At 72.9% G+C, this 24,868-nt stretch carries 22 protein-coding genes; 15 read left to right on the plus strand and 7 right to left on the minus strand.

Going from position 1 to position 24,868, the window contains the following annotated elements; genetic code table 11:
- Positions 1 to 21: 21 nt before the first annotated feature.
- Genes N7925_RS15235 through N7925_RS15255 form a run of 5 tightly spaced genes read left to right on the plus strand, consistent with a single transcriptional unit; the run spans position 22 to position 4,241 of the window.
- Positions 22 to 1,461, plus strand: coding sequence for an MFS transporter (locus tag N7925_RS15235; RefSeq protein ID WP_265600153.1), 1,440 nt, complete (start codon positions 22 to 24; stop codon positions 1,459 to 1,461).
- A 27-nt stretch (positions 1,462 to 1,488) separates the two neighbouring features.
- Positions 1,489 to 1,965: a DUF2771 domain-containing protein gene (locus tag N7925_RS15240; RefSeq protein WP_265600154.1), complete on the plus strand. Its 477-nt coding sequence runs from the start codon at positions 1,489 to 1,491 to the stop codon at positions 1,963 to 1,965.
- A 53-nt stretch (positions 1,966 to 2,018) separates the two neighbouring features.
- Entirely contained in the window at positions 2,019 to 2,738 is a 720-nt protein-coding gene (locus N7925_RS15245; RefSeq protein ID WP_274344145.1) for a futalosine hydrolase, read from the plus strand.
- Positions 2,728 to 3,588, plus strand: a complete 861-nt coding sequence (locus tag N7925_RS15250; protein ID WP_274344146.1) for a 1,4-dihydroxy-6-naphthoate synthase — start codon at positions 2,728 to 2,730, stop codon at positions 3,586 to 3,588. Before N7925_RS15245 ends, N7925_RS15250 begins: the two co-directional genes overlap by 11 nt.
- Positions 3,589 to 3,614: 26 nt before the next feature.
- Positions 3,615 to 4,241, plus strand: coding sequence for a hypothetical protein (locus N7925_RS15255; protein WP_274344147.1), 627 nt, complete (start codon positions 3,615 to 3,617; stop codon positions 4,239 to 4,241).
- Positions 4,242 to 4,288: 47 nt separating this feature from the next.
- On the opposite strand, the gene N7925_RS15260 is transcribed toward N7925_RS15255, so the two are convergent.
- Complete coding sequence (locus N7925_RS15260; RefSeq protein WP_015610403.1) at positions 4,289 to 4,672, minus strand: cold-shock protein; 384 nt, start codon at positions 4,670 to 4,672, stop codon at positions 4,289 to 4,291.
- 176 nt (positions 4,673 to 4,848) lie between these two features.
- Here N7925_RS15260 and N7925_RS15265 point away from each other — a divergent pair, with 176 nt between their 5' ends.
- Positions 4,849 to 5,088, plus strand: coding sequence for a hypothetical protein (locus N7925_RS15265; protein WP_274344148.1), 240 nt, complete (start codon positions 4,849 to 4,851; stop codon positions 5,086 to 5,088).
- Between the two features lie 41 nt (positions 5,089 to 5,129).
- Here N7925_RS15265 and N7925_RS15270 read toward each other — a convergent pair whose 3' ends face one another.
- The gene (locus N7925_RS15270; RefSeq protein WP_274344149.1) at positions 5,130 to 5,813 is read right to left on the minus strand and encodes an HAD family hydrolase; all 684 of its coding nucleotides are present in this window, start codon (positions 5,811 to 5,813) and stop codon (positions 5,130 to 5,132) included.
- Positions 5,814 to 5,979: 166 nt separating this feature from the next.
- Here N7925_RS15270 and N7925_RS15275 point away from each other — a divergent pair, with 166 nt between their 5' ends.
- The 4 genes from N7925_RS15275 to N7925_RS15290 are packed head-to-tail and all read left to right on the plus strand — an operon-like array spanning position 5,980 to position 9,971.
- A complete protein-coding gene (locus N7925_RS15275) occupies positions 5,980 to 7,020 on the plus strand; it encodes a FecCD family ABC transporter permease (protein ID WP_265600159.1) in 1,041 nt (346 codons plus the stop codon).
- The gene (locus N7925_RS15280) at positions 7,017 to 8,114 is read left to right on the plus strand and encodes a FecCD family ABC transporter permease (RefSeq protein WP_274344150.1); all 1,098 of its coding nucleotides are present in this window, start codon (positions 7,017 to 7,019) and stop codon (positions 8,112 to 8,114) included. Before N7925_RS15275 ends, N7925_RS15280 begins: the two co-directional genes overlap by 4 nt.
- A complete protein-coding gene (locus tag N7925_RS15285) occupies positions 8,111 to 8,989 on the plus strand; it encodes an ABC transporter ATP-binding protein (RefSeq protein ID WP_265600161.1) in 879 nt (292 codons plus the stop codon). Before N7925_RS15280 ends, N7925_RS15285 begins: the two co-directional genes overlap by 4 nt.
- Position 8,990: 1 nt before the next feature.
- The gene (locus N7925_RS15290) at positions 8,991 to 9,971 is read left to right on the plus strand and encodes an ABC transporter substrate-binding protein (RefSeq protein WP_274344151.1); all 981 of its coding nucleotides are present in this window, start codon (positions 8,991 to 8,993) and stop codon (positions 9,969 to 9,971) included.
- An 82-nt stretch (positions 9,972 to 10,053) separates the two neighbouring features.
- Here the strand turns inward: N7925_RS15290 and N7925_RS15295 are convergent, their stop codons facing one another.
- A complete protein-coding gene (locus tag N7925_RS15295) occupies positions 10,054 to 11,466 on the minus strand; it encodes a hypothetical protein (RefSeq protein WP_274344152.1) in 1,413 nt (470 codons plus the stop codon).
- 54 nt (positions 11,467 to 11,520) lie between these two features.
- Here N7925_RS15295 and N7925_RS15300 point away from each other — a divergent pair, with 54 nt between their 5' ends.
- Complete coding sequence (locus tag N7925_RS15300) at positions 11,521 to 13,995, plus strand: helicase C-terminal domain-containing protein (protein WP_274344153.1); 2,475 nt, start codon at positions 11,521 to 11,523, stop codon at positions 13,993 to 13,995.
- A gap of 60 nt (positions 13,996 to 14,055) precedes the next feature.
- On the opposite strand, the gene N7925_RS15305 is transcribed toward N7925_RS15300, so the two are convergent.
- Positions 14,056 to 14,646 carry an RloB family protein gene (locus N7925_RS15305; protein ID WP_274344154.1) on the minus strand — a complete coding sequence of 197 codons (591 nt, stop codon included), beginning with the start codon at positions 14,644 to 14,646 and terminating at the stop codon, positions 14,056 to 14,058.
- On the minus strand, positions 14,627 to 15,991 hold the full coding sequence (locus N7925_RS15310) for an AAA family ATPase (RefSeq protein WP_274344155.1): 1,365 nt from the start codon (positions 15,989 to 15,991) through the stop codon (positions 14,627 to 14,629). The genes N7925_RS15305 and N7925_RS15310 overlap by 20 nt, the downstream gene beginning before the upstream one ends.
- 301 nt (positions 15,992 to 16,292) lie before the next feature.
- Here N7925_RS15310 and N7925_RS15315 point away from each other — a divergent pair, with 301 nt between their 5' ends.
- Together N7925_RS15315 and N7925_RS15320 are read left to right on the plus strand one after the other, a co-directional pair.
- Positions 16,293 to 16,994: a YqjF family protein gene (locus N7925_RS15315; RefSeq protein ID WP_274346477.1), complete on the plus strand. Its 702-nt coding sequence runs from the start codon at positions 16,293 to 16,295 to the stop codon at positions 16,992 to 16,994.
- Between the two features lie 91 nt (positions 16,995 to 17,085).
- Positions 17,086 to 18,729 carry a DNA repair helicase XPB gene (locus N7925_RS15320; protein ID WP_274344156.1) on the plus strand — a complete coding sequence of 548 codons (1,644 nt, stop codon included), beginning with the start codon at positions 17,086 to 17,088 and terminating at the stop codon, positions 18,727 to 18,729.
- A 22-nt stretch (positions 18,730 to 18,751) separates the two neighbouring features.
- Here N7925_RS15320 and N7925_RS15325 read toward each other — a convergent pair whose 3' ends face one another.
- Positions 18,752 to 18,943, minus strand: a complete 192-nt coding sequence (locus N7925_RS15325; RefSeq protein WP_274344157.1) for a hypothetical protein — start codon at positions 18,941 to 18,943, stop codon at positions 18,752 to 18,754.
- Positions 18,944 to 19,353: 410 nt separating this feature from the next.
- Between N7925_RS15325 and N7925_RS15330 the strand changes: the two genes are divergently transcribed.
- Positions 19,354 to 21,519: a HelD family protein gene (locus N7925_RS15330; RefSeq protein WP_274344158.1), complete on the plus strand. Its 2,166-nt coding sequence runs from the start codon at positions 19,354 to 19,356 to the stop codon at positions 21,517 to 21,519.
- 53 nt (positions 21,520 to 21,572) lie between these two features.
- Here N7925_RS15330 and N7925_RS15335 read toward each other — a convergent pair whose 3' ends face one another.
- Complete coding sequence (locus N7925_RS15335) at positions 21,573 to 22,262, minus strand: copper homeostasis protein CutC (RefSeq protein ID WP_274344159.1); 690 nt, start codon at positions 22,260 to 22,262, stop codon at positions 21,573 to 21,575.
- Positions 22,263 to 22,555: 293 nt separating this feature from the next.
- On the opposite strand from N7925_RS15335, the gene N7925_RS15340 reads away from it, so the two are divergent.
- On the plus strand, positions 22,556 to 24,865 hold the full coding sequence (locus N7925_RS15340) for a heavy metal translocating P-type ATPase (RefSeq protein ID WP_274344160.1): 2,310 nt from the start codon (positions 22,556 to 22,558) through the stop codon (positions 24,863 to 24,865).
- Positions 24,866 to 24,868: the final 3 nt, after the last annotated feature.

Raw genomic sequence — 24,868 nt, forward strand, 5'->3', positions numbered from 1 at the left:
GGGTTGGGGCACTATGACGGGGTGACTGCCGCCAGGTCGCACGACGGTCCCGGCCCGCTCCGCAGGGCGGGACGGGCGACGGGCCATGCCCTGCGCGCCCCGTTCACCGGCACGGCGCGCGGTATCCGCAAGGCGACGCACGCCCACGGCGCGGGGGAATCCGGCCTCGGAAAACTGATCGAACTGCACGCGGTGAACGGCGCGGGCGACGTCATGATCACGGTCGCGCTCGCCTCCACCGTCTTCTTCTCGGTGCCCACGGACGAGGCGCGGGGCCGGGTGGCCCTCTACCTCGCCATCACCATGGCCCCCTTCACTCTGCTCGCCCCGGTGATCGGCCCGCTCCTGGACCGGCTGCCGCACGGCCGGCGCGCCGCGATGGCGGGCGCGATGCTGGCCCGGGCGCTGCTGGCGATCACCATGTCGGGCGCGGTCGCCACGGGGGGTCTGGAGCTGTATCCGGCCGCGCTGGGCGTCCTGGTCTCCTCGAAGGCGTACGGCGTGGTGCGCAGCGCGGTCGTGCCACGGCTGCTGCCACCCAAGTTCTCCCTGGTGAAGGCCAACTCCCGGGTCACCCTGGCGGGGCTGCTGGCCACCGGGGTGGCGGCCCCGATCGGGGCCGGTCTCCAGACCATCGGCTCGCCCTGGCCGCTCTACGGCGCCTGCGCGATCTTCGTCGCGGGCACGTTCCTCGCCTTCACCCTGCCGCCCAAGGTCGACTCCGCGAAGGGCGAGCGCCGGGCGCGGCTGATCGTCCCGCACCACGAGGACGCCACGCCGCGGCCCGCCCCCGGCAGGGGCGGCAGCACCCGGGCGGGCCTCCGCAGGGGCGGCAACGGGGAGAAGCCGGCCAAGGAGCGGCCACCGGGCCTGCGGTCCGTCGGCGGGTCCGTCCTGCACGGGCTCCAGGCCAACGCCGCGCACCGGGCCCTCTCCGGCTTCCTCATCTTCTTCCTGGCGTTCCTGCTGCGCGAGCACCCGCTGGCCGGGCAGAGCGCGGCGGTCTCGCTCGGCATCGTCGGCGTGGCGGCGGGCGTCGGCAACGCCTGCGGTACGGCGGTGGGCTCCTGGCTCCGGGCCCGCGGCCCCGAAATGATCATCGCGACCGTGCTGGGGATCGCGCTGAGCGTGGCGGTCCTGGCCGCGGTCTTCTTCTCCACCGTGCTGGTCGCCGCGCTCGGCGCGGTCGCCGGCTTCACCCAGGCCCTGTCCAAGCTGTCGCTCGACGCGATGATCCAGCGGGACGTGCCCGAGGAGGTCCGCACCTCCGCGTTCGCCCGGTCCGAGACGTTGCTCCAGATGGCGTGGGTGGTCGGCGGCGCCATCGGCATTCTCCTGCCGCTCAACGCGGTGCTCGGCATGTCGGTCGCCGCGGGCATTCTCGCGCTCGGCGCGGCCACGTCCGTACGGGGCCTCCTGGGGTCCGCGCGGCGCGGCACGCCGCACCCCCGCGTGGCATGAGCCGGGGCGACCGATAGCCTTCGGCCCATGACCGTTGCGTTCTTCTCCGGTAAGGGCCGTCGAATCGGCGTCGCTCTTGGTGCCGTGTCCGCGGGACTCCTTGTCCTGTCCGCCTGCGACAAGCCGACGCCGCTCGCCACCGTGACGGTCGGCAGCGACTCGGTGAACACCGAGGCCGCCTGCTACAACGACGGCGAGGCGATCAAGGAGTCCCTGATCCAGGGCTGCCTGAACAAGAAGGCCGAGAAGTCCCTCACGGTCTCCATGGATGACAAGGTCCGCTTCGGCGTCGACCCGGAGATCGCCGAGAACGGCTGGACGCTCTTCATCAACGGCCAGCAGGCCGAGCAGGAGCCGTACGACAAGACCTACCGGACGATCCCCGGCAGCGCCTTCTTCGCCAGCCAGACGGGCAAGCCGGCCGAGAAGACGAACATCTCCATCGTGGAGACCAAGGGCAAGAAGCTCACGGGCATCTGGCAGTTCGAGCTCAAGAAGGACTGACCCGCTCGACCGAGAGCGCCCCTCCCCCCGTCCTCGACCCTGAGGCTGTACCCGTGCGTGTGCTGGTCGTGACCGCTGTCCCGGTGGAACGGGACGCGGTCACGCGTGCGTTCGGGGGCACGCCGCAGACGGTGGCGCTGCCGGGGGGCGAGCTGCACCGCGCCGGTGTGTTCGACGTCCTGGCGGGCGGTGCGGGCCCGGCCGCCGCCGCGGCGGCCACCGCCTTCGCCCTGGCGTCGGCATCCACACCGACATCCACGCCGACATCCACGCCGTACGGACTCGTCGTCTCGGCCGGGATCGGCGGGGCGTTCACCCCGCTGACGCCGCTCGGCTCGCTGGTCGTGGCGAGCGACATCGTCGCCGCCGACCTGGGCGCCGACACCCCCGACGGCTTCCTGCCGGTCACCGCGCTCGGCTTCGGCCGGGACCGCTTCGCCGCCCCGCCCACGCTCGTACGGCAGGTGGCGGCCGCCGCGGGCGCCGCCGCGGGACCCGTCCTCACCGTCTCCACCGTGACCGGCACCGCCGAGCGCGCCGGGGACCTGCTCGCCGCGCACCCGGGGGCGCTGGCCGAGGCGATGGAGGGCTTCGGGGTCGCGGAGGCCGCCGCCCGGGCCGATGTGCCCGTGCTGGAGCTGCGGGCCGTATCGAACGCCGTGGGCCCCCGCGACCGGGACGCCTGGCGCATAGGCGACGCGCTGGCGGCGCTCACGGACGCGTTCGGGAAGATCGCACCCGTACTGGAAGGCTGGAACCGGCATGACCACTGAAGCGACCCCGGACCCGATCGAGATCGCGTTCTCCCCCTGCCCCAACGACACCTTCGTCTTCGACGCCTGGGCGCACGGCAGGGTCCCCGGCGCGCCCGCGCCGGCCGTGACCTTCGCCGACATCGACATCACCAACGGCATGGCCGAGCGCGGTGAGCTGGACGTCCTGAAGGTGTCCTACGCGGTGCTGCCGTGGGTGCTCGACGACTACGCGCTGCTGCCGTGCGGCGGGGCGCTGGGCCGGGGCTGCGGTCCGCTGGTCCTCACCAAGGAGCTGGGCCTCGACCTGACCGGCCGGACCGTCGCCGTGCCGAGCGAGCGCTCGACGGCGTACCTGCTGTTCCGGCTCTGGGCGGCGGAGACGGTCCCGGGCGGCGTCGGCGAGGTCGTCGTGATGCCGTTCGACGAGATCATGCCCGCCGTACGGGACGGCAAGGTCGACGCCGGCCTGGTCATCCACGAGGCCCGCTTCACGTACCGGAACTTCGGTCTGCACAACCTCGCCGACATGGGCCGGCACTGGGAGGACACCACGGGCCTCCCGATCCCCCTCGGCGCGATCATCGCCAAGCGCTCCCTCGGCCAGGAGACCCTGCGCCGCCTGGCCGACACGATCCGCAGCTCCGTCCGCCTCGCCTGGGATCACCCGGAGGTCTCCCGGCCGTACGTCCTGGAGCACGCCCAGGAGATGGACCCGGCCGTCGCGGACCAGCACATCGGGCTGTACGTGAACGAGTTCACCGCCGACCTCGGCGAGGACGGCTACGCGGCGATCCGCGGCCTGCTGACCCGCGCGGCGGCCGAGGGACTCGTCCCCCCGCTGGGCCCGGACGCACTCGCGTTTCCCTGACCGAGCGGACCGGAAGGAGACCCACGGTGCACAACACGTCGACCGCCGCGTCGACCGCCCCGTTCACCCTGGTGTTCTGGAAGGAAGGCCGCACCCACGAGCGGCGGGCGGGCTACCGGGGCACGGCGGCGGAGTTCGGCGAGATCGTCCTCACCGCCCCGCTGCCCCGGAAGCACACCCCGGGCAGCGTGGTCTCCGAGGTGCGCGGCCCGTCGGTCCCCACGGCGGTGTTCGAGACCCGCGGCATCCACACCGAGGCCGCCGACCTGCCGACGCTCAACCGGTCGGTGCTCCGCGTCGGCGACGCCCCGGTGCACCTGAGCCGCAACCGCTTCGGGCTGACCCACCGGGCCCGCGCCCTGCACTTCCGGTACGGCGGCGACCACTACCGGCTGCGGGCGGTGAACCGGAAGCAGTTCGTCCTGACCCGCCGGGCCGATGCCGAGGGCCCCGGTGCGTCCCTCACGGCGAAGCTGTCCGGGCTCGGCGGCGGCAAGAGGCTGGTGGTGCGGGCGACGGGCCGGGCGGTGGCCGCGGACATCGTGCTCGTCACGCTCTTCGCCGGTGTCGACCGCGCGCCGCTGACCCGCTCGGGCGCTGTGCGCGCGGCCCTGGGCAGGTCCACCCGGCTCTTCGCGGAGAGCCAGGCCTGACCCGGCGGGGGCCGCGCTACGACAGCGCCTCGGCGGGGTGCGTCCCGCTACACGTCGAGCTGGTCGGCGACCGCCCTCAGCAGGCCCGCGATCTTCGCGCCGGAGGCCTTGTCGGGGTAGCGGCCCCGCTCCAGCTGCGGCGTGATGTTCTCCAGGACCGTCGTCAGGTCCTGCACGATCGACGCCAGCTCGTCCGGCTTGCGGCGCTGCGCGGCCGCGACGGACGGGGTGGGGTCGAGGACCACCACGGAAAGGGCCTGGTCGCCGCGCTGGCCCGCGACCACGCCGAACTCCACGCGCTGGCCGGGCTTGAGGGCGTCGACTCCGGCAGGGAGAACCGACGAGTGGACGAAGACGTCGCCGCCGTCGTCGCGGGAGAGAAAGCCGAAGCCCTTCTCGCTGTTGAACCACTTGACCTTGCCGGTGGGCACGTCTGTCCTCGTCCTCGTACTCGTCGGTGTGCGGAAGAGCCGGTCCCCAGGGAAAACGGCTCCGGATAGCAGTGCAGCGGGTCACCGTGACCCGCCCGGTCCCAGGCTAATGGGCCCCCGGCCGGTGACAAGACGTCGCCGGAGAGTTCCTCCGGGCTGGGAACTACCCTGGTCGCGTGAGTACTACTCCTTCAGGCGCAGGTGACCGGCTCGTTCGGGTCGGCGCGATCGTCTTCTTCCTCGGCGCACTGGCCACTCTGGTCACCGTGGCCCCCTTGTTCCTGGGCACGGACCCGTTCCCTCCGGTCGCGTACGCGGTCTGCATGCTGATGGGCGTCGGGTTCCTGATCGCCGGGGCGGGCGTCGTGCGCTCGGCCTGGTCCAACTCCCCGAAACGGGCCGCGAACCGCGCCTGACGCCCCTCCGGGTCACGCCACCCGGGCCGCCTCGAAGCGCGTCACGCCACCCGGGTCGCCTCGAAGTGGGCCAGCCAGGCCGGGAAGCCCGTCAGGTCCTCCAACACCACGTCCGCGCCCGCCGTCCGCAGCTCCGCCGCGTCGCACGGGCCCGTCGTCACCGCGACCGACAGCGCTCCGGCCGCCCGGGCCCCCCGTACGTCGCCGGTGTGGTCGCCGACGTACACCTGCGCGCCGTGCTCGCGCAGCGCCTCGCCCTTGGCCTCCGCCCACAGCCAGCCGGCCACCGTGTCCGGCTCGATGCCGAGGTGGGCCAGGTGCAGCTTCGCGTGCGTCGCGAACTTCGCCGTGACGACGATCGCCCGGCCGCCGAGCGCCTGAACCGCCGCCACCGACTCCCGCGCCCCGGCGAGGGCCGTGCTCGGGGCTATCGCGTGGTCGGGGTAGAGCTCCCGGTAGCGGTCGGCCGCGGCGGACACCCCGTCGGCCGGAAACCAGTGCGCCAGCTCCGTCTCCAGCGGCGGGCCGAGGCGGTTCACCACCAGGTCGACGTCGATCTCCACCCCCGTCTCCGCGGACAGGACCCGGAAGGCGGCGGCGATACCGGGCCGGGAGTCGACGAGCGTCATGTCGAGGTCGAAGCCGACCGTCAGAGGGCGTCGGGGAGAGAGCTCAGGGGAGTGCTCGAGCGGGTGCTGGGGAGTGTTCTGATCCGAGGAAGCCATGCCTGCCATTGTGCCGACCGGCCGGGGGCGGTCCCGAAGCCCCCGTCGGCCGCGAAATCCAGCCGCTTAGACTGAGACGCGCACTTAGCCAAGCCTTACCGTCCTGGCCCGCGCCCCAGCGTTCCCTCACCTCCCGTCACGTCCGCGTCCGTCCCGATTGGGTGAAATGTCAGCGTCAGCGCCCGTGCGGACCGCCGCGCCACCCCGTACACCCCGCCTCTCCCGACGCGCCGCCTCGACCGCCGGGGCCGTGCTCGCCCTGCTGCTGGCGGTCCTGCTGAGCCTCGCCGTCGGGGCGCGTTCCATTCCTCCGGGCGAGGTGTTCGACGTCCTGCTGCACGGCGGGCACTCCGACGCCGCCGAGGTGATCCGCACGATGCGGGTGCCGCGCACGCTCATCGGGCTGATGGTCGGCGCGGCGCTGGCCCTCGCGGGCACGGTGCTCCAGGGGATCACCCGTAACCCCATCGCCGACCCCGGCATCCTCGGCATCAGCCAGGGCGCCTCGGTGGCGGTGGTGATGGCCATCGCGTTCGCGGGGGTCCACACGCTCACCGGGTACGTGTGGTTCGCCTTCGCGGGCGCGGCGATCGCCTCGGTCGCCGTGTATGCCATCGCCTCCAGCGGGCGCGGCGGCGCGACCCCGGTGAAGCTCGCGCTCGGCGGTGCGGCGATCAACGCGCTGCTGGTGTCGGTGACGGTGGGGATCCTCACGACGAACGCCGCAGCGCTGGACGAGTTCCGCTTCTGGCAGGTCGGCTCGATCGCGGGGCGGGAGGCGGACGTCGTCCAGCAGGTGTGGCCGTTCCTCCTCCTCGGGGCGGTCCTCGTGCTCTCCGTCGCCCGCGGCCTGGACGCGCTCGCGCTCGGCGAGGACGTGGCGAAGGGGCTCGGGCAGAACGTCGCCGCGGTCCGGATCGTCGGCGGACTCGGGGCGACCGTGCTGACCGGGGTCGGGGTCGCCGCCGCCGGGCCGATCGCCTTCATCGGTCTCGCCGTCCCGCACATCGCTCGCGCGGTCGTCGGCAACGACCACCGCTGGGTGCTGCCCATGGCGGCGCTGATCGGGCCCGTGATGCTGCTGGTCTCGGACGTCGTCGGCCGGATCGTGTTCCCGCCGAGCGAGGTCCCGGCGGGCGTGATGACGGCCCTGATCGGGGTGCCGTTCCTGGTCGCCCTCGTACGCCGGAAGGCGGTGCCCGCATGAGCGAGACCTCAACGGCCGTGACCGCGCCCGTGAAGGCCGTACGGGTCCGGCCCGCCGGCTACTCCGTCGTGAAGGCCGGTCCGCGCGGCCGGTTCCTGCTGCACCGGCGGGCCTCCGTCGTCGCGGCCGCCCTCGTCGTGCTGCTGGCCGCCGTCTGCGTCGTCTACCTCTGCGTCGGCGAGAGCTTCGTCGCACCCGGCGAGGTCGTGAAGGTGATCCTCGGGCAGCCGTCGTCGGCCGAGCTGGTCGTGGGCACGCTGCGGCTGCCGCGCATGGTCGTCGGGCTGCTGGTGGGCGCCGCGTTCGGGATCGCCGGGGCGCTGATCCAGACGGTGGCCCGCAACCCGCTGGCCAGCCCCGACATCATCGGCATCAGCCAGGGCGCGAGCGCGCTCACGGTCGGTGCGATGACCTTCGGCATCACCTCGTACACCGTCCTGCCCTACCTCTCCGTCGTCGGCGGCATCGCGGCGGCGGCCCTCGTGTACGTCTTCGCGTGGCGCGGGGGCCTGCACGCCACCCGCTTCGTCCTCATCGGCATCGGCTTCGCCATCGCGCTGCGGTCGGTGACCCAGCTGTTCCTGACCAAGGGCGACTACCTGGTCGCCCAGCAGGCGCAGATCTGGATGACCGGTTCGCTGAACGGGCGCGGCTGGTCGGAGGCCACCTCGATCGGCTGGACGCTGCTGATCCTGCTGCCCGCCATCGCCTGGGCGGCCCGCGCGCAGCGCACCGTCGCGATGGACGACGACACCGCCATCGCGCTGGGCGTGCGCCTGGGGCGCGTACGGCTCGGACTCGTCGCGCTCGGTGTGGTCCTGGCGTCCGTGGCGACGGGCACGGCGGGCCCGGTGGACTTCGTGGCGCTGCTCGCCCCGCAGGTCGCCCGCCGGCTGACCCGGACCGCGCAGATCCCGCTGCTGTCCTCGGCCCTGCTGGGCGCGGTGATCGTCGTCCTCGGCGACCTGCTCGCCCGCAGGCTGTTCTCGCCCACCGAACTGCCGGTGGGCGTCCTCACGGCGGCGGTCGGCGCCCCGTACCTGATCTGGCTGATCATCCGCGGTCACCGCGGCCGCAGTGGAGGCACCGCATGAGTCCGAGCCCGAGCCCGACGAACGACACGGCGCAGCGGACCGGCAGGCTCGCCGCGCGCTCCTTGACCCTCGCGTACGAGGACCGCACCGTGGTCCACGAACTCGACCTCACCGTGCCCGACGGGCAGGTCACCGTCATCGTCGGCCCGAACGCCTGCGGCAAGTCGACCACCCTGCGGGCGCTCGGCCGGCTGCTGAAGCCGCGCGGCGGGGCGGTCCTGCTGGACGGTACGGAGCTGGCGCGGATTCCCACGAAGCAGATCGCCCGGTCCATCGGGCTGCTCCCGCAGACCCCGGTCGCGCCCGAGGCGATCACCGTCTCCGACCTGGTCGCGCGGGGCCGTCAGCCGCACCAGAGCTGGTGGCAGCAGTGGTCGGACGAGGACGAGCGGGCGGTGACCGACGCGATGGCCCGTACCGACGTCACGGCGCTGGCCGACCGGTCGGTGGACGAGCTGTCGGGCGGTCAGCGCCAGCGGGTGTGGATCGCGATGGCGCTGGCCCAGGAGACGGACCTGCTGCTGCTCGACGAGCCGACGACGTATCTCGACATCGCTCACCAGGTGGAGGTCCTCGACCTGGTACGCCAGTTGGCTTCCCCTGCCGCCGACGGAACCCGGGGCCGCACGGTCGTCACCGTCCTCCATGACCTCAACCAGGCAGCCCGTTACGCGGACCGCCTGGTCGCCATGAAGGAGGGCCGGATCGTCGCCGAGGGCCGGCCCGGGGACGTCGTCACCGCCGGGCTCGTCGCCGAGGTCTTCGGCCTGGAGGCGGTGATCGTCCCGGACCCGGTGACGGGTTCGCCACTCGTCGTCCCCAGCGCTCCCTGGGCCCCGTCCCCGCTGGTTTCCCCCTCCCAGAAAGGTCTGTGACATGACTCCCCTCCTCCGCGACCGCCGCCGCACCCTCGTCGCCGGCTCCCTCGCCGTGACCGCCGCGCTCACCCTCGCCGGGTGCGGCTCCTCCGACCCGGCGGCGGACTCCTCCTCCGGCTCCCCGGCGAAGACCCGCACCGTCTCCACCGCGAACGGGGACGTCGACGTGCCCGCGTCACCGAAGCGGGTCGTCGTCCTGGACTCCGGCGAGCTGGACTCCGCGATCACCCTCGGCGTCCGGCCGGTCGGCGCGACGCACTCGGCGTCCGAGGACGCCTTCCCCTCCTACCTCCCCGCGAGCGAGACGAAGGACATCACCCCGGTCGGCGAGATCGCCAACGCGAACCTGGAGTCCGTCGCCGCGCTCGAGCCGGACCTGATCCTCACCAGCAAGGTCCGTGACGGGGAGCGCTACGAGGAGCTCAGCAAGATCGCCCCGACCGTGATGACGGAGGCGACCGGCAGCGCCTGGAAGGAGAACTTCCAGGTACACGCGGAGGCGCTCGGCAAGCAGGCCGAGGCGGAGAAGATCCTCGCCACGTACGACACCCAGGTGGCGAAGGTGACGGAGGCGCTTGGCGGCAAGGAAAAGGCGGCCGCGACGGACGTCAACTTCGTCCGCTTCGTCGAGGGCGCCGAGATCCGCATCTACGGCAAGCAGAACTACATCGGCTCGATCCTCGCCGACATCGGCACCGGCCGCCCCGCGATCACCGACAAGGCGAAGGACGGGTTCTCGTACGACGTGTCGCCCGAGAAGATCGACCTCGCGGACGCGGACGTCATCTTCACGTCGACGTACGGCGACCCGGGCAAGGCCGGAACGACGAAGACGATGAACAGCGGCCTGTGGAAGGGGCTGAAGGCGGCCAAGAACGACAAGGTCTTCAAGGTCGACGACCGGCTGTGGATCGCGGGCATCGGCTACACGGCCGCCGGCAAGATCCTGGAGGAGTTCGAGACCAGCATGACGAAGTAGCGCCTCGTCGGGTGTCTCGCCGGGGCGGGCCGGCCGAACCGGCCGCCCGCCCGGCGCCGGGAGCACGCCGTGGGCGGCCGACTCAGCCGGCCCGCCTCCGCGCCCGCCACACCAGGTAGAGCGCGGAGGCGACGGCGGCGATGCGGACGACGACCGGCCAGGTCTCCAGCAGGACGTCCCGCATCGCGCCCTCGCGGATCGGCTCGCCCCAGCGCCCCTCCATCCGCCCCCAGACCCACGCGAGGGCCCCGGCCGCCACCACGCCCGGCAGGCCGAGCGCGGCCCACTTCGCCTCCGTACGGGAGAGGGTGCGCGAGCTGTACGCGATCAGCCAGCCGCCCGCCAGGGGCAGCCAGGACCCGGTGACCACACCGGCGACGAGCAGGACGGCGGCCAGGAGCAGCAGCGGGTGGGTGAAGCCGCCACGGGGGCCGGAGGCGGCGGCCTCGGGCTCGGCGACCACCGCGGCGGTCTTGCGGCGGCGGAGCTTCAGGAGGCGCAGGGCACGGCGGCGCCCGGCGGTCCCGGCCTCCTCCCCCTTGGCCCCGGCCTTCCCGTCCGCTACGTCGGCCCCGCCCGCCGCGCCTTTCTCGTCCTGCCCGTCCTGCCCGTCCTTCTCGAGGGGCCGCGACCGCCTCCCGAGCAGTTCCGGGGCCTCGATGCCGCCGAAGAACCCGGGGACGGCGGTCCCCTCGTCGAAGGGGCCCGGCTCCAGGCGCCACCAGTCGGTCGCGTCCGCGTCCCCCTGCTGGTCCTGGCCGAGCATGTGCGGGGCGGAGGGGTCGGGCCAGGCGCGGACGGGGACGCCTTCGTCGTCTGCCGCCTGGTCGTCGGGGGCGGGAGCCGGGCGGGGCACGGCGGCGGACCGCGCACCGGACTCGCCGCCGGAGGCACGGTCGGAACCGCCGGACACACGGCCGGGAACACCGCCGGAAGCACGGTCGGAAACATCATCTGATGCGCGGGCGGAAGCACCGCCGGGCGCGCGGCCGTGATCGCCCCCCGGAGCACTGCCGCCGTCCTCGGGATCACGGCGCGACGCGCCCCACCCGAAACCGGCTTTCGGCTTCCTGAGGGCCTTCGCCGCCCGGCCGTCCCCCGCCCCCGGAGCGGGCTCCTTCGGCTTCCTCGGCTCCCTCGGCTCCTTCGGCTCCTTGCGGAGGAGTCCGCCCCGGGGCCGGGGGAGGGAGGCCCGCCGCTGCTGCTCGCCGCCCCCCGTCCCGGGCCCGGCGGCCGGCAGGGTGACCGTGCCGTCGGCCGACTCCGCCGCCGCGGCGACCAGTTCGTCCGGGCTGCCCAGCCTGCCGATGATGCGCCGCACGGTCGCCGGGGAGTCCGCACCCTCCATACCGCGCTGCCGGTCGATCTCACCCCGAAGTGTCGAAACCAGGCGCATCCGGGCGCCCGACGACAGGTGTTGCTGCTGGGCCAGGTCGCCGACCCGGCTCAGGTAGTCGTAGACGAGCTGGTCGCTCTCGATCCCCACGCGGTGCATCCCCTCTACCGGCCCTGCCCCGACGGTAGCGTTCCAGCGGCTACCGTGGGACGGATGGGGACGACCACACCACCGCGCACGCTCGCCGAAGCCCTGCGCGCCCGGGGCGACGAATCGCTGGCCGGGCTGCTGCGTGCCCGCCCCGATCTCCTCAACCCGGTGCCGAACGACATCACCCAGCTCGCCACGCGGGCCGGCACGCGGGCGTCCGTCGTCCGGGCGCTGGAACACCTGGACCGGTTCGCACTCCAGACCGCCGAGGCGCTGGCGGTGGCCCCGGACCCGGCCCCGTACGACACGCTGCTCTCCCTGCTCACCGGCGACGGCCTGGACGACGGCGACCAGCGCGACGACGCGGGGGCGGCGATCACCGCCGCACTGCCGGGCGCGCTCTCGACGCTGCGTGAACAGGCCCTGATCTGGGGCGAGGACGACCGGCTGCGGCTGGTGCGCACCGCCCGGGAACTGCTCGCCCCGTCCCCGCAGCACCCCTCGCCCACGGGCCTGGGCCCCACGGTCTCCGAGGCGACGGCCGGGATGTCGCCGGGCCGGCTCCAGGAGATCCTGGCGACGACCGGTCTGCCCGCCACGCACGACCCGGTGTCCGCGGTGGCCGCGCTCGCCGCCCTGTTCACGGACCGGACGCGGATGGCGGAACTGCTGGACACCGCCCCGGTGGAGGCGCTGTCGGTCCTGGACCGGCTGGTGTGGGGCCCGCCGTACGGGGAGGTCACGCCCAACCCCACTCCCCCCGTGAAGTGGCTGCGCGACCGGGGCCTGTTGCTGCCGGTCTCCACCCGTACGGTGGTCCTGCCGCGCGAGGCGGCCCTGCATCTGCGCGCCGGACGCGCGCACCGCGTACCGGAACCGGTCCCCCCGGCCGTCGCGGCGGCCGCGACACGCGATCCACAGGCTGTGGACAGGGCGGCGGCGAGCCAGGCGTTCACCGCACTCTCCACGGTCGAGGAGCTGCTGAAGCTCTGGAACGGCGGCGGCCCGGCGATCCTGCGCGCGGGAGGGCTGAGCGTACGGGAGCTGAAGCGCGCCGCGAACTCCCTCGACGTGACCGAGCCGATCGCCGCGTTCTGGATCGAACTGGCCTACGCGGCAGGCCTGCTGGCCTCCGACGGGGAGCCCGAGGAGCGGTACGCGCCGACGCCGGCCTCCGACGAGTGGCTCGACCTGCCCGCCGAGGACCGCTGGACGCACCTCGCCACCGCCTGGCTCGCCGCCACCCGGACCCCGGGCCTGGTCGGCGGCCAGGACGCCAAGGGCCGGGCGCTGTCCGCACTCGGCCCGGAGCTGGACCGTTCGGCCGCCCCCGACGTACGCCGCCGGGTCCTGGCCCTGTTCGCCGAACTGCCGCCGGGCACCGCGCCGGATGCCGAGACGCTCCTGCGAAGGCTGCGCTGGGAACGCCCGTTGCGCGGCGGAGCGACCCCTTCCGGGGCCTCGACGGAGGGGACGGACCTCCGCTCCCGCCTCGCCCTGTGGACGCTCAACGAGGCGGAGCTGCTGGGCATCACGGGCCGGTGCGCGCTCTCCGCACAGGCCCGCGCACTGCTGGACGAGGGCCCGGACGCGGCGGCGGCCCTCCTCGCGCCGCTCGTCCCCGAGCCCCTGGACCACGTCCTGCTCCAGGCCGACCTGACGGCGGTGGCGCCGGGCCCGCTGGAACGCCCCCTGGCGGAGACGCTGTCGGTCCTGGCCGACGTGGAGTCGAAGGGCGGGGCGACGGTGTACCGCTTCACGCCCGGTTCGGTGCGCCGCGCCCTGGACGCCGGGCAGGCGGCGACCGACCTGCACGCGTTCCTGGCCGCGCACAGCCGTACGCCGGTTCCGCAGCCGCTGAGCTACCTGATCGACGACGTGGCCCGCCGCCACGGCCACCTGCGGATCGGGTCGGCGTCCGCGTACGTACGCTGCGACGACGAGGCGGTCCTCAACGAGATCCTGGCCGACCGCCGCTCCACGGGGCTCCGCCTCCGCCGCCTGGCCCCCACGGTCCTGGCCTCCCAGGCCGACCCCGGCTCCCTCCTGGAAGCCCTGCGCGACATGGGCTACGCGCCGGCCGCCGAATCCGCCGAGGGCGACGTCCTGATCACCCGCGCCGGCGCCCGCCGCACCCCGCCCCGCACGCCCCCGGTCCCGGTCCCCGAGGGCCCTCCGGTCCCGGACGACACCCTGCTCGGTGCGGCCGTACGCGCCATCCGCGCGGGCGACACGGCCGCCACGGTGATCCGCAAGGACACGTCCGAGGACCCGTCGTCCCCCACGCCTTCCGGCTCCCTCCCCCGCACCACCTCCGCCGAGACCCTGGCCACCGTCCAGGCGGCCGCGATGACGGGCTCCGCGGTCTGGATCGGCTACGTCAACGCGGACGGCGCGGCCAGCCAGCGCGTGATCGCCCCGGTCCGCGTGGAGGGCGGCTTCGTCACGGCCTACGACCACACGGCCGACGAGGTCCGCACGTACCCGCTGCACCGGATCACGGGGGTGGCGGAGCTGGCGGACGACGGGAAGCCCTGAGGGCCGCGCGGGTGCGGTTTTCCGCAGGGTGCGCGGGAAGGAGTGCCTGCCGCACCGGTCTCATGGATGCCGCGCTGCTCTCAGCAGGGCCACCAGCCGATCCACGTCTGTCCAGGGGTTCTGCCGGTACCCCTTCGATGCCCGTAGCCTCAGCGCCTCCGCACGGTCTCGCGCCTGAGCGAAGCCATCGCGCAACGCGTCGTACTCCACGTTTTTTCGATGGGCAGCGTATCCGCAGGCGTTCAGTTGCTCCAGCGCTCGCTGCGCCTGGTCCGATGTGCTGTAGCCCGTGACGTCTCTGAAGTGCAGCATGACCCACAGCTCGAAACAGGGGTTGGTGAGCGCCACCTCGACTTCGTGCTGCCGGGCGAGTTCCAACGCCTCGTCCAAGCCGTCGTGGGGCCTCGGCGCTTCGACATCGATCACGCACCAGACCTCGTCGTAAGCTGTACGACGGTCGCGAGGGGACTGAGGGGCACGCTTCTTGTGCTCGACCGCCGCGCGGACGAGTGACTGAGGTTCTCCGTGCTCCCCGCCGAGGCAGATCGACACGGGCAGGGTCCGCAAATCCGCACGCAAGCCCTTGAAGTACTGGACTTCGGTGCGCTCCCCCTCGCAGTAGATCAGGAACCTACGCTGCTCCGGGCGCACGCCCTTCGTCCGCTTCAGCGGCCTTCCCCGCTTCACGCCCACCCCCATGCCGGAACGCCACGGTTACTTCCCGCAGCAGGTCATCGTCCAAATGCGGCACCGCTCCGTAGCGCCCTCCCAGATAGCGCCTCTCCAGATTGTCGGCCGAAGCCCGCACCGAGAAGTCGGTCAGCGGAAACAGCCTCGTGGCCAGCGTCAGCGGATCCTTCTCCGTGAACCAGACCTGATCCCTGAACAGTTCGGTACGTACGTTGCGCCCGAGCAGTGCTGCCTCGTGCGTACTGAAGACCAGTTGCGCCCCCGTACGATTGGTCTCGGGTGACTGGAACATACCGACGAGAGCGTCAACCAGGTAGGGATGCAGGCGGGCATCCAATTCGTCCACGCAGAGCACCCCACCGTGGGCCAAAGTGGTGGTGACGGGGCCGATGAGGCCGATCCACGTACGCGTGCCGCTCGACTCGTACGCGAGATCGAGAGGGTAAACGCCCTCCGCGGTGCGGTGCTCCACCCTGACCCGGTGTTTGGCGTCCTCCTGGACGCGCACCTTGTCCCCGAGCGCCTCGCGGAGCGCTTGCGTGATCCGCTCATGGTCCTCTCGGATACTTTCGTCCCAGTCCTGGATCTCCAGCCCGGATACGCCGAGGTCGGCGAAGCGAAGAAGGTCCAGCACCGGCTGTGACTCCTGTCCGCCCCTTCCTTCGAGACAGAGCCGGACCGTGTGATCGAGACGCTGGGAAAAATCATGGTCGGTGGCCATCCGCAGACCGGATCGAAACCACCGGAACACCTCACCGAGCTGATCGTGCCCCTGCGCCGCGGCGACGGACAGATAGAGGCTGTTGGGCCTGAGCAGTTCCGCAATCAGTTTGCGCCGGCCTGTGAGCCACCGCCCGAAGGTGACCCGGTCGTCGGCACCACGCTCGTACAGACGGCGCTGACGCCCTTCGGGGTAGTAGTACAACCACTCCTCGGTGACCCGTTCGCCGTCGACCGAGAAGCCGAACTGGTGGTGCACCCCACCGACGACGAAATCGACCGCGAACGAACTGGGCCGTTCGGCAGCACCGCGACCGAGTGCGAAGGGCCGACGTGGAACTCCGCCGCTGGGATCCCAGCGGCGGAACGAGCTGAGAACCGCTGAACGCATCCAGCGGATGGAGTCGATGACGTTCGACTTCCCCGAGGCATTGGTGCCGTAGACCGCGACGACAGGAACCGCGAACTCGCCTCCGCCCGGTGACGGGAACTCGGCCCGCTCCGGGTGACGGTCGGCGGCGACGAGCGACAGTTCCTGTTCGTCCAGCAGCGAAGCATGATTCGTGACCTGGAACCGCAGCAGCATGGCCAGCCTCTCCAAGCATCGAAAGATGTCTTTCCAGCGCTCATATCGTCATAGCCTGACGATAGTGCCAGTGAAACGACGTTGCATAGAGCTACCACTCGTACGTGTGGGCCCCTGGTCCGTCCTGACGAAGGCACCGCCGCCCGCCGGCGCGCTCGCTCTGCTGCTCCTGCGTTCCACGAAGCGACCCGCACCGGTCACCCCGCCCGTCTGGGATGCTGCGCATATGTTCGCCGCCTCCCGGCGCCCCCTCGATCGGGTGCCGCCCGAGTCCGTGTCCCCGGATCCGCCCCCCGCCCCGATGCCGCCCCTGCTCACCCAGTCCTGGCTGGACCTGGCGTTCCTGCACTGGGCGGTCGATCCGGCGGACGTGGCACCGCTGCTGCCGCCGGGGACGGTGCCGGACACCTTCGACGGGGCGACCTACGTGGGGCTCGTGGCGTTCCGGATGTACCGGGTGGGTGGGCTCGGGTTGCCGGGGCTTCCGTACCTCGGGACCTTCCCCGAGACCAACGTCCGGCTGTACTCCGTGGACGAACACGGCCGGCGCGGGGTCGTCTTCCGCTCGCTCGACGCCTCGCGGCTCATCCCGGTCCTCGTGGCGCGGGCCGCGTTCCGGTTGCCGTACGTCTGGTCCCGGATGGACATCGAGCGCTCCGGCGACACCCTCACGTACACGAGCACCCGGCGTTGGCCCGGTCCTCGCGGGGCGCGGAGCAGGATCGTGCTGCGGGCGGGGGACGCGATCGACGAGCCGACGCCCCTGGAGCACTTCCTCACCGCCCGGTGGGCCCTGCACAGCTCGTTCTTCGGGCGGGCCGCCTATCTGCCCAACGCCCATCCCCGCTGGCCCCTGCACCGGGCGGAGCTGCTGGAGTGCGACGAGGACCTGGTGGCGGCGGGCGGCCTGCCCGCGCCGGTCGGCGAGCCGATGAGCGTGCTGTACTCCCCGGGCGTCCCGGTGCGCTTCGGGCCGCAGCGCAGGCCCCGCGCCGGAGGCTGACCGCACGGCCCACCCCGCCCCGCCCCGCGATGCGGCACACTGGACGTTTGGCCGCATCCGTGGCCGCACCCCGCAGAAAGGGCCGAAGCGCGTGACCGGACCCCTCATCGTCCAGAGCGACAAGACGCTGCTCCTCGAAGTCGACCACGACCAGGCGGACGCCTGCCGTCGTGCCATCGCACCGTTCGCGGAGCTGGAGCGTGCACCCGAGCACATCCACACGTACCGGGTCACCCCGCTCGGGCTGTGGAACGCCCGTGCCGCCGGGCACGACGCCGAGCAGGTCGTCGACGCCCTGGTCGAGTACTCCCGCTACCCCGTGCCGCACGCGCTCCTGGTCGACATCGCCGAGACGATGGCACGGTACGGGCGGCTCACCCTGTCCAAGCACCCCGTGCACGGGCTGGTGCTCACCAGCACCGACCGGCCCGTGCTGGAGGAGATCCTCCGGTCGAAGAAGGTGCAGCCGCTGGTCGGGACGCGGATCGACCCGGACACCGTGGCCGTGCACCCCTCCGAGCGGGGGCAGGTCAAGCAGACCCTGCTCAAGCTGGGGTGGCCCGCCGAGGACCTCGCGGGGTACGTCGACGGCGAGGCCCATCCGATCGAGCTGGCCGAGAACGGCTGGTCGCTGCGGCCGTACCAGAAGCAGGCCGTCGAAGGGTTCTGGCACGGCGGGTCGGGCGTCGTGGTGCTGCCTTGTGGGGCCGGGAAGACCCTCGTGGGCGCCGGTGCCATGGCCGAGGCCAAGGCCACCACCCTGATCCTCGTCACCAACACCGTCTCCGCCCGGCAGTGGAAGCACGAGCTGGTGAAGCGGACCTCGCTGACCGAGGAAGAGATCGGCGAGTACAGCGGGACGCGGAAGGAGATCCGGCCGGTCACCATCGCCACCTACCAGGTGCTGACCACCCGGCGCAAGGGCGTCTACCCGCACCTGGAGCTGTTCGACTCCCGCGACTGGGGCCTGGTCGTCTACGACGAGGTCCACCTGTTGCCCGCGCCCGTCTTCAAGTTCACCGCCGACCTCCAGGCCCGGCGGCGGCTGGGGCTCACGGCGACGTTGGTGCGGGAGGACGGGCGGGAGTCCGACGTGTTCTCGCTCATCGGGCCGAAGCGGTTCGACGCCCCGTGGAAGGAGATCGAGGCGCAGGGCTACATCGCGCCCGCCGACTGCGTCGAGGTCCGGGTCAATCTCACCGACGCGGAGCGGCTCGCCTACGCGACCGCCGAGAAGGAGGAGAAGTACCGGTTCTGCGCCACCACCGCGACCAAGCGGAAGGTGACCGAGGCGCTGGTGCGCAAGCACCAGGGCGAGCAGACCCTCGTCATCGGCCAGTACATCGACCAGCTCGACGAGCTGGGTGAGCATCTGGACGCCCCCGTGATCAAGGGCGAGACCAGCAACGCCCAGCGCGAGAAGCTCTTCGAGGCGTTCCGCCAGGGCGAGATCAGCGTCCTCGTCGTGTCCAAGGTCGCCAACTTCTCCATCGACCTGCCCGAGGCGACCGTCGCCATCCAGGTCTCCGGGACCTTCGGGTCGCGGCAGGAGGAGGCCCAGCGGCTGGGCCGGGTCCTGCGGCCGAAGGCCGACGGGCACGAGGCCCGGTTCTACTCGGTCGTCGCCCGCGACACCATCGACCAGGACTTCGCGGCGCACCGCCAGCGGTTCCTGGCCGAGCAGGGGTACGCGTACCGCATCGTCGACGCGGACGAGCTGCTCGCCGACGGCTGAGGCTCCCGGGAGGGGCGGGCGGTCAGCGGCCCCGGCGTGCGACGCCCGCCTCCTCCGCGTACTCCCCCAGGACGACGACGCCGAACGCCGCCATCACGAACACCTTCACGGCGCGCACCGCGTCGCCGACGCGGTGGGGTCGGTGGTGACCGGTGGCCGCGGTCGCGCCGTGCGCGGGGCCGGTCCTGCGTGGGTTCAGAGTGGCTGTGCTCATGCCTCCATGGTGCTCCTGTCACCTGTTCGGGCGCGTCGGTCCGCAGAGGGAACCCCGGGGCCGGGCGGGTAGCCCTCCGGTACCGCTCCCGGTGCGCGCGTCCCCTACGGGTACCCCGGGCGTCTCCGCCCCGGGAAGCGCCCGGCAGGGGCCAGAGGTCAGAGGCCCGGTCGGCCCGCGCGGGCCGTATTCCGGTTCGCCGCCGACCCGCTCCGTGGCTACAATCGCGGATCTGCCCGCCTCCCGCGCCGTGTCATCGGCCCCGGGAGCGCCGCCGACCGGACGGAAACCGGCCGACACCCAACGGATACGTACCTTCCCAGCGGACCCCGCCGCTCCGCGTGCCGCACGCCATGGCACCGCAGCGCGTCCGGTCCGCCGTCCTGCGTTGAAGAGCCGGAGGCAACACCGTGCCCGCGCACGTAGCAGAGAGCGATTCCACCCCCGATCCCACCCGCGCCACCGACCCCACCGGCGTCACCGACCCCCTGGCGCACGAGCGCGCCCATCTCGCCGCGTCCCGCGCCGCCCTGCGCGGGATGCGCGAGGACGCTCAGGCCCTCGACATCCGCGACGTCACCGCGAACTGGGTCAACGCCGCCGTGCTCCAGTCCCAGATCGACGACCGCATCAAGGCGCTCGCCGACCTCTCGCACACCCCGCTGTTCTTCGGCCGCCTCGACTATCTGCACGCCGTCGGCGGCGAGCTGGCCGAGGGCGCGGAGGGCGAGCGGTTCTACATCGGGCGCCGGCACGTCCACGACGCCGTCGGGGACCCCATGGTCATCGACTGGCGTGCGCCGGTCTCCCAGCCCTACTACCAGGCGTCCCGCAAGAACCCCCGGGACGTGGGGCTCCGCCGCCGCTTCGGCTACACCGCCGGTGAGCTGACCGCGTACGAGGACGAGCACCTCACCGACCCCGCCGAGGCCGAGCACACCAGCCGGCTCCTCCAGACGGAGATCGAGCGGCCGCGCGTCGGCCCGATGCGCGACATCGTCGCCACCATCCAGCCCGAGCAGGACGAGATCGTCCGCAGCGGTCTCGGCGGGACCGTCTGCGTGCAGGGCGGGCCCGGCACCGGGAAGACCGCCGTCGGCCTGCACCGGGTGGCGTATTTGCTGTACGCGCACCGCGAACGGCTCGCCCGCACCGGCACGCTCGTCATCGGGCCGAACCGTTCCTTCCTGCACTACATCGAGCAGGTCCTGCCCGCCCTCGGCGAGCTGGAGGTGAAGCAGGCCACCGTCGACGACCTGGTGCGTACCGGCGTCGAGGTCCGGGGCGAGGACGAGGCGGCCACCGCCGTCGTCAAGGGCGACGCCCGCATGGCCGAGGTCCTGCGGCGGGCCATCCGCTCGCACGTCACCCCGCCCGCCGAGCCCGTCGTCGTGGTGCGCGGGTCCCGGCGCTGGCGCGTGCCCGCGTACGAGGTCCAGGAGATGGTCGACGAGCTGCTGGCCCGCGACATGCGGTACGGGGCCGCGCACGAGGCGCTGCCGCAGCGGATCGCGCACGCCGTCCTCGTACGGATGGAGGAGGCCGGGGAGGCGCCCGACGACCGGGTGCAGAACGCCGTGGCCCGCAGCCCTGCCGTGAAGGCGGCCGTCAAGGCGGTCTGGCCCGCCGTGGACCCGGCAAAGCTGGTGCTGCGGCTGCTCTCCGACGCGGAGTTCCTGGCCGCCCACGCGGAGGGCCTGCTGGACGGGGACGAGCAGAAGCGGCTGCTGTGGGCGAAGCCCGCCCGCAGTGTGAAGTCCGCGAAGTGGTCGGCGGCCGACGCCGTGCTGATCGACGAGGCGGGGGACCTCGTCGCCCGTACGCACTCCCTCGGCCATGTCGTGCTCGACGAGGCGCAGGACCTCTCCCCCATGCAGTACCGGGCGGTGGGGCGGCGGTGCTCGACCGGTTCGGCGACCGTCCTCGGGGACCTCGCCCAGGGGACGACCCCGTGGTCCACCGAGAGCTGGGGCGACGCGCTGTTCCACCTGGGCAAGGCGGACGCGGTGGTGGAGGAGCTGACCGCCGGTTTCCGCGTGCCGCGCGAGGTCATCGCGTACGCCTCCCGGCTGCTGCCCGTGATCTCGCCGGGGCTCGCGGCGGTGGAGTCGGTGCGTGAGTCGCCCGGTTCGCTGGTCGTACGGGAGGTGGCGGGCGGTGCGGACGGTACGGACGGTCTGGACGCGGCCGACCCGGCCGACCCGGCCGACGCGTCGGATGCGCTGAACGCTGCCGTCGTCGCCGCCTGCGAGGAGTCCCTGCGCCACCTGGGGTCGATCGGGCTGATCGCCGCCGACGCCCGGATCCCGGCGCTGGGGGCGGCCCTGACGGCGGCGGGTCACGCGTATCTCTCCCCTGGTGAGGAGACGACCGCCGCGTCCCGGCTGACGCTGGTGCCCGCGTCGCTCGCGAAGGGCCTGGAGTACGACTACGTGGTGCTGGACGAGCCGGCGGCGGTGGTCGACGGCGAGCCGGACGAGCGGACCGGGCTGCGGCGGCTGTACGTGGCGCTGACCCGTGCGGTCTCCGGGCTCACGGTGCTGCACGCGGCGCCGTTGCCGCGGGCGCTGGCCTGAGGACCCGCGGTGGGGCGGGGCCCTTGCGGTTCCCGCCCCACCGACTCGGCGGCTCAGGCGTCCAGCGCCTCGCGCCACTCCCGTACCGCTGCGGCGTCCACCGGGGCCGTCCAGCCCCCGGGCCGGGCGGCGCCGCCGATGTGCACGGCGTCGATCCCCGCCGCCCGCAGCCGGGGCAGGTGCCGCAGGTGGAGGCCGCCGCCGACCAGGACCTGCGCCTGGTACCCCGGCTCGCCGGCACGGGCGGCCTCGGCCAGGAGGACCGGGATGCCGGAGTCCACCCCGTCCGGGGAGCCCGCCGTGAGGAACGTGTCGAGGCCGGGCAGTTCCGCGAGCTGCTTGCGCAGGGCGTCGCGGTCGGCGGCCCGGTCGATGGCCCGGTGGAACGTCCACCGGCAGCCGTCCAGCTCGGCGACGAGCCGCTCGACGGCGACGAGGTCGGCATGGCCCTCCCCGTCGAGGAAGCCGAACACGAACTCGTCGGCTCCCGCCTCCCGCATCCCGCGGGCCTTGCCGACCAGTACATCGATGTCACCGGCGGCGAAGCCGTCCGCCACCCTGAGCATCACGCGCAGCGGGATGTCCACGGCGGACCTGATCGCCGCGAAGGTCTCCCGCGACGGGGTCAGACCGTCGGCGGCCATGTCGGTGACCAGTTCGAGGCGGTCTGCACCACCGGCCTGGGCAGCGACCGCGTCCTCCGCGTCGAGAGCGATCACCTCCAGGACTGCACGGTTGCTCATGGGTCCCCATTCCTCCGATACGCAGCTATAGGTCTAGTCCAATGGCCAGCCTACGGGTCGGTAGACGGGCAGCGCAGCCCTCTATCTGAACGCACGACCGCGACGACGCGCGAGCCGGCCCCGCAGACGAGTGACGCGTAACCTCGCGCCCACCGGGGCGGAACGGGCGCACAGCGGCGCAGAACGGGCGCATTCGCTGCGATCATCCCTTGCGCTTCATAGGGGCGGGGGGTATACATGAGAGAGAAAGAGATACCCCCTAGGGGTATCCGGACGGCTTCAGGGAGGACCCCGTGTCCGCGCACTCCGCCACCACCGCCCCCACCGCTGCCGGCTCCGATGCCGACACCGCCGCGGTCGAGCTCGCGATCGGCGGGATGACCTGCGCCTCGTGCGCGGCCCGTATCGAGAAGAAGCTCAACCGGATGGACGGCGTCGAGGCCACGGTGAACTACGCCACCGAGAAGGCGAAGGTCACCTACCTGGGCGCCGACGTCTCCGTCGAGGACCTGATCGCGACCGTCGAGGCCACCGGCTACACCGCCCGGCCACCCGCACCGCCCGCGTCCACCGCCTCCCCCGGGGGCAAGGGTACGGACACGGCGGGCGCGGCGGCGGAGAGCGAGGACGACGGGCTCACCTCCCTGCGCCAGCGACTGATCACCGCGGTCCTCCTCGCCGTACCGGTGATCGCGATGGCGATGATCCCGGCCCTCCAGTTCGACTACTGGCAGTGGCTCTCCCTGACGCTGACCGCACCGGTCGTCGTCTACGCCGCCTGGCCCTTCCACCGGGCCGCCTGGACCAACGCGAAGCACGGCGCGGCGACGATGGACACGCTGATCTCCGTCGGCACGTCGGCCGCGTTCCTGTGGTCGTTGTGGGCCCTGTTCTTCGGGACCGCGGGCATGGTCGGCATGACGCACCCCTTCGAGCTGACCATCGCCCGCAGCGACGGCGCCGCGAACATCTACCTGGAGGCCGCGGCCGGGGTGACGGCGTTCATCCTCGCCGGGCGCTACTTCGAGGCACGCTCGAAGCGGAAGGCCGGGGCGGCGCTGAAGGCGCTGATGGAGCTGGGGGCGAAGGAGGTCACGGTCCTGCGCGACGGCGTCGAGACGACGATCCCGACCGCCGCGCTCCAGGTCGGGGACCGTTTCCTGGTCCGTCCCGGGGAGAAGATCGCGACGGACGGGACCGTGGTCGAGGGCGCGTCCGCCGTCGACGCCTCGATGCTGACGGGTGAGTCCGTGCCCGTCGAGGTCACCGTCGGCGACACCGTCACCGGAGCCACCCTCAACGCCGGAGGCCGCCTCGTCGTCGAAGCCACCCGCGTCGGCGCCGACACCCAGCTCGCCCGCATGGCCCGCCTCGTCGAGGACGCCCAGAACGGCAAGGCCTCCGCACAACGCCTCGCCGACCGCATCTCCGCCGTCTTCGTCCCCATCGTCATCGCCCTCGCCCTGGGCACCCTCGGCTTCTGGCTCGGCAACGACGCCGGACTGACCGCCGCGTTCACCGCCGCCGTCGCCGTCCTCATCATCGCCTGCCCCTGCGCCCTCGGCCTCGCCACGCCCACCGCCCTCATGGTCGGCACCGGCCGCGGCGCCCAGCTCGGCATCCTCATCAAGGGCCCCGAAGTCCTGGAGACCACCCGCCGCGTCGACACCATCGTCCTCGACAAGACCGGCACCGTCACCACCGGCCGCATGACCCTCCAGACCACCCACACGACCGACACCACCACCGAAGCCGAAGTCCTGCGGCTGGCCGGAGCGCTGGAGAACGCCTCCGAACACCCCATCGCCCAGGCCGTCGCCACCGCGGCCGCCGACGCCACCGGCCCTCTCCCCACCCCGGAGGACTTCCAGAACGTCCCCGGACTCGGCGTCCAGGGCGTCGTCGAGGGCCACGCCGTCCTCGTCGGGCGCGAACAGCTCCTGGCCGAGTGGGAGATCCGTCTCCCCGACCACCTCGCCGAGGCGAAGAAGGCCGCGGAGGCCGCCGGTCGCACCGCCATCACCGTCGCCTGGGACGGCGAGGCGCGCGCGGTGCTGGAGGTCGCCGACGCGGTGAAGGACACCAGCGCCGAGGCCGTCCGCCGGCTCCGCGCCCTCGGTCTGACCCCGATCCTCCTCACCGGCGACAACCGGGCCGTGGCGGAGTCGGTCGCGGCCGAGGTCGGCATCGACGAGGTGTACGCGGAGGTCATGCCGCAGGACAAGGTCGACGTGGTCAAGCGCCTTCAGGCCGAGGGCCGTTCGGTCGCGATGGTCGGGGACGGGGTCAACGACGCCGCCGCCCTCGCCCAGGCCGACCTCGGCCTCGCGATGGGCACCGGGACCGACGCCGCCATCGAGGCCGGCGACCTCACTCTCGTCCGCGGCGACCTCAACGCCGCCGCCGACGCGATCCGCCTCTCCCGCCGCACCCTCTCCACCATCCGCACCAACCTCTTCTGGGCCTTCGCCTACAACGTCGGCGCCCTGCCGCTGGCCGCCGCCGGGCTCCTCAACCCGATGATCGCCGGAGCGGCGATGGCCTTCTCCTCCGTCTTCGTGGTCGGCAACTCCCTGCGGCTGCGCACCTTCAAGGGCGCGTGAGGC

The organism is Streptomyces sp. CA-278952, from assembly GCF_028747205.1.
GTDB lineage: Bacteria > Actinomycetota > Actinomycetes > Streptomycetales > Streptomycetaceae > Streptomyces.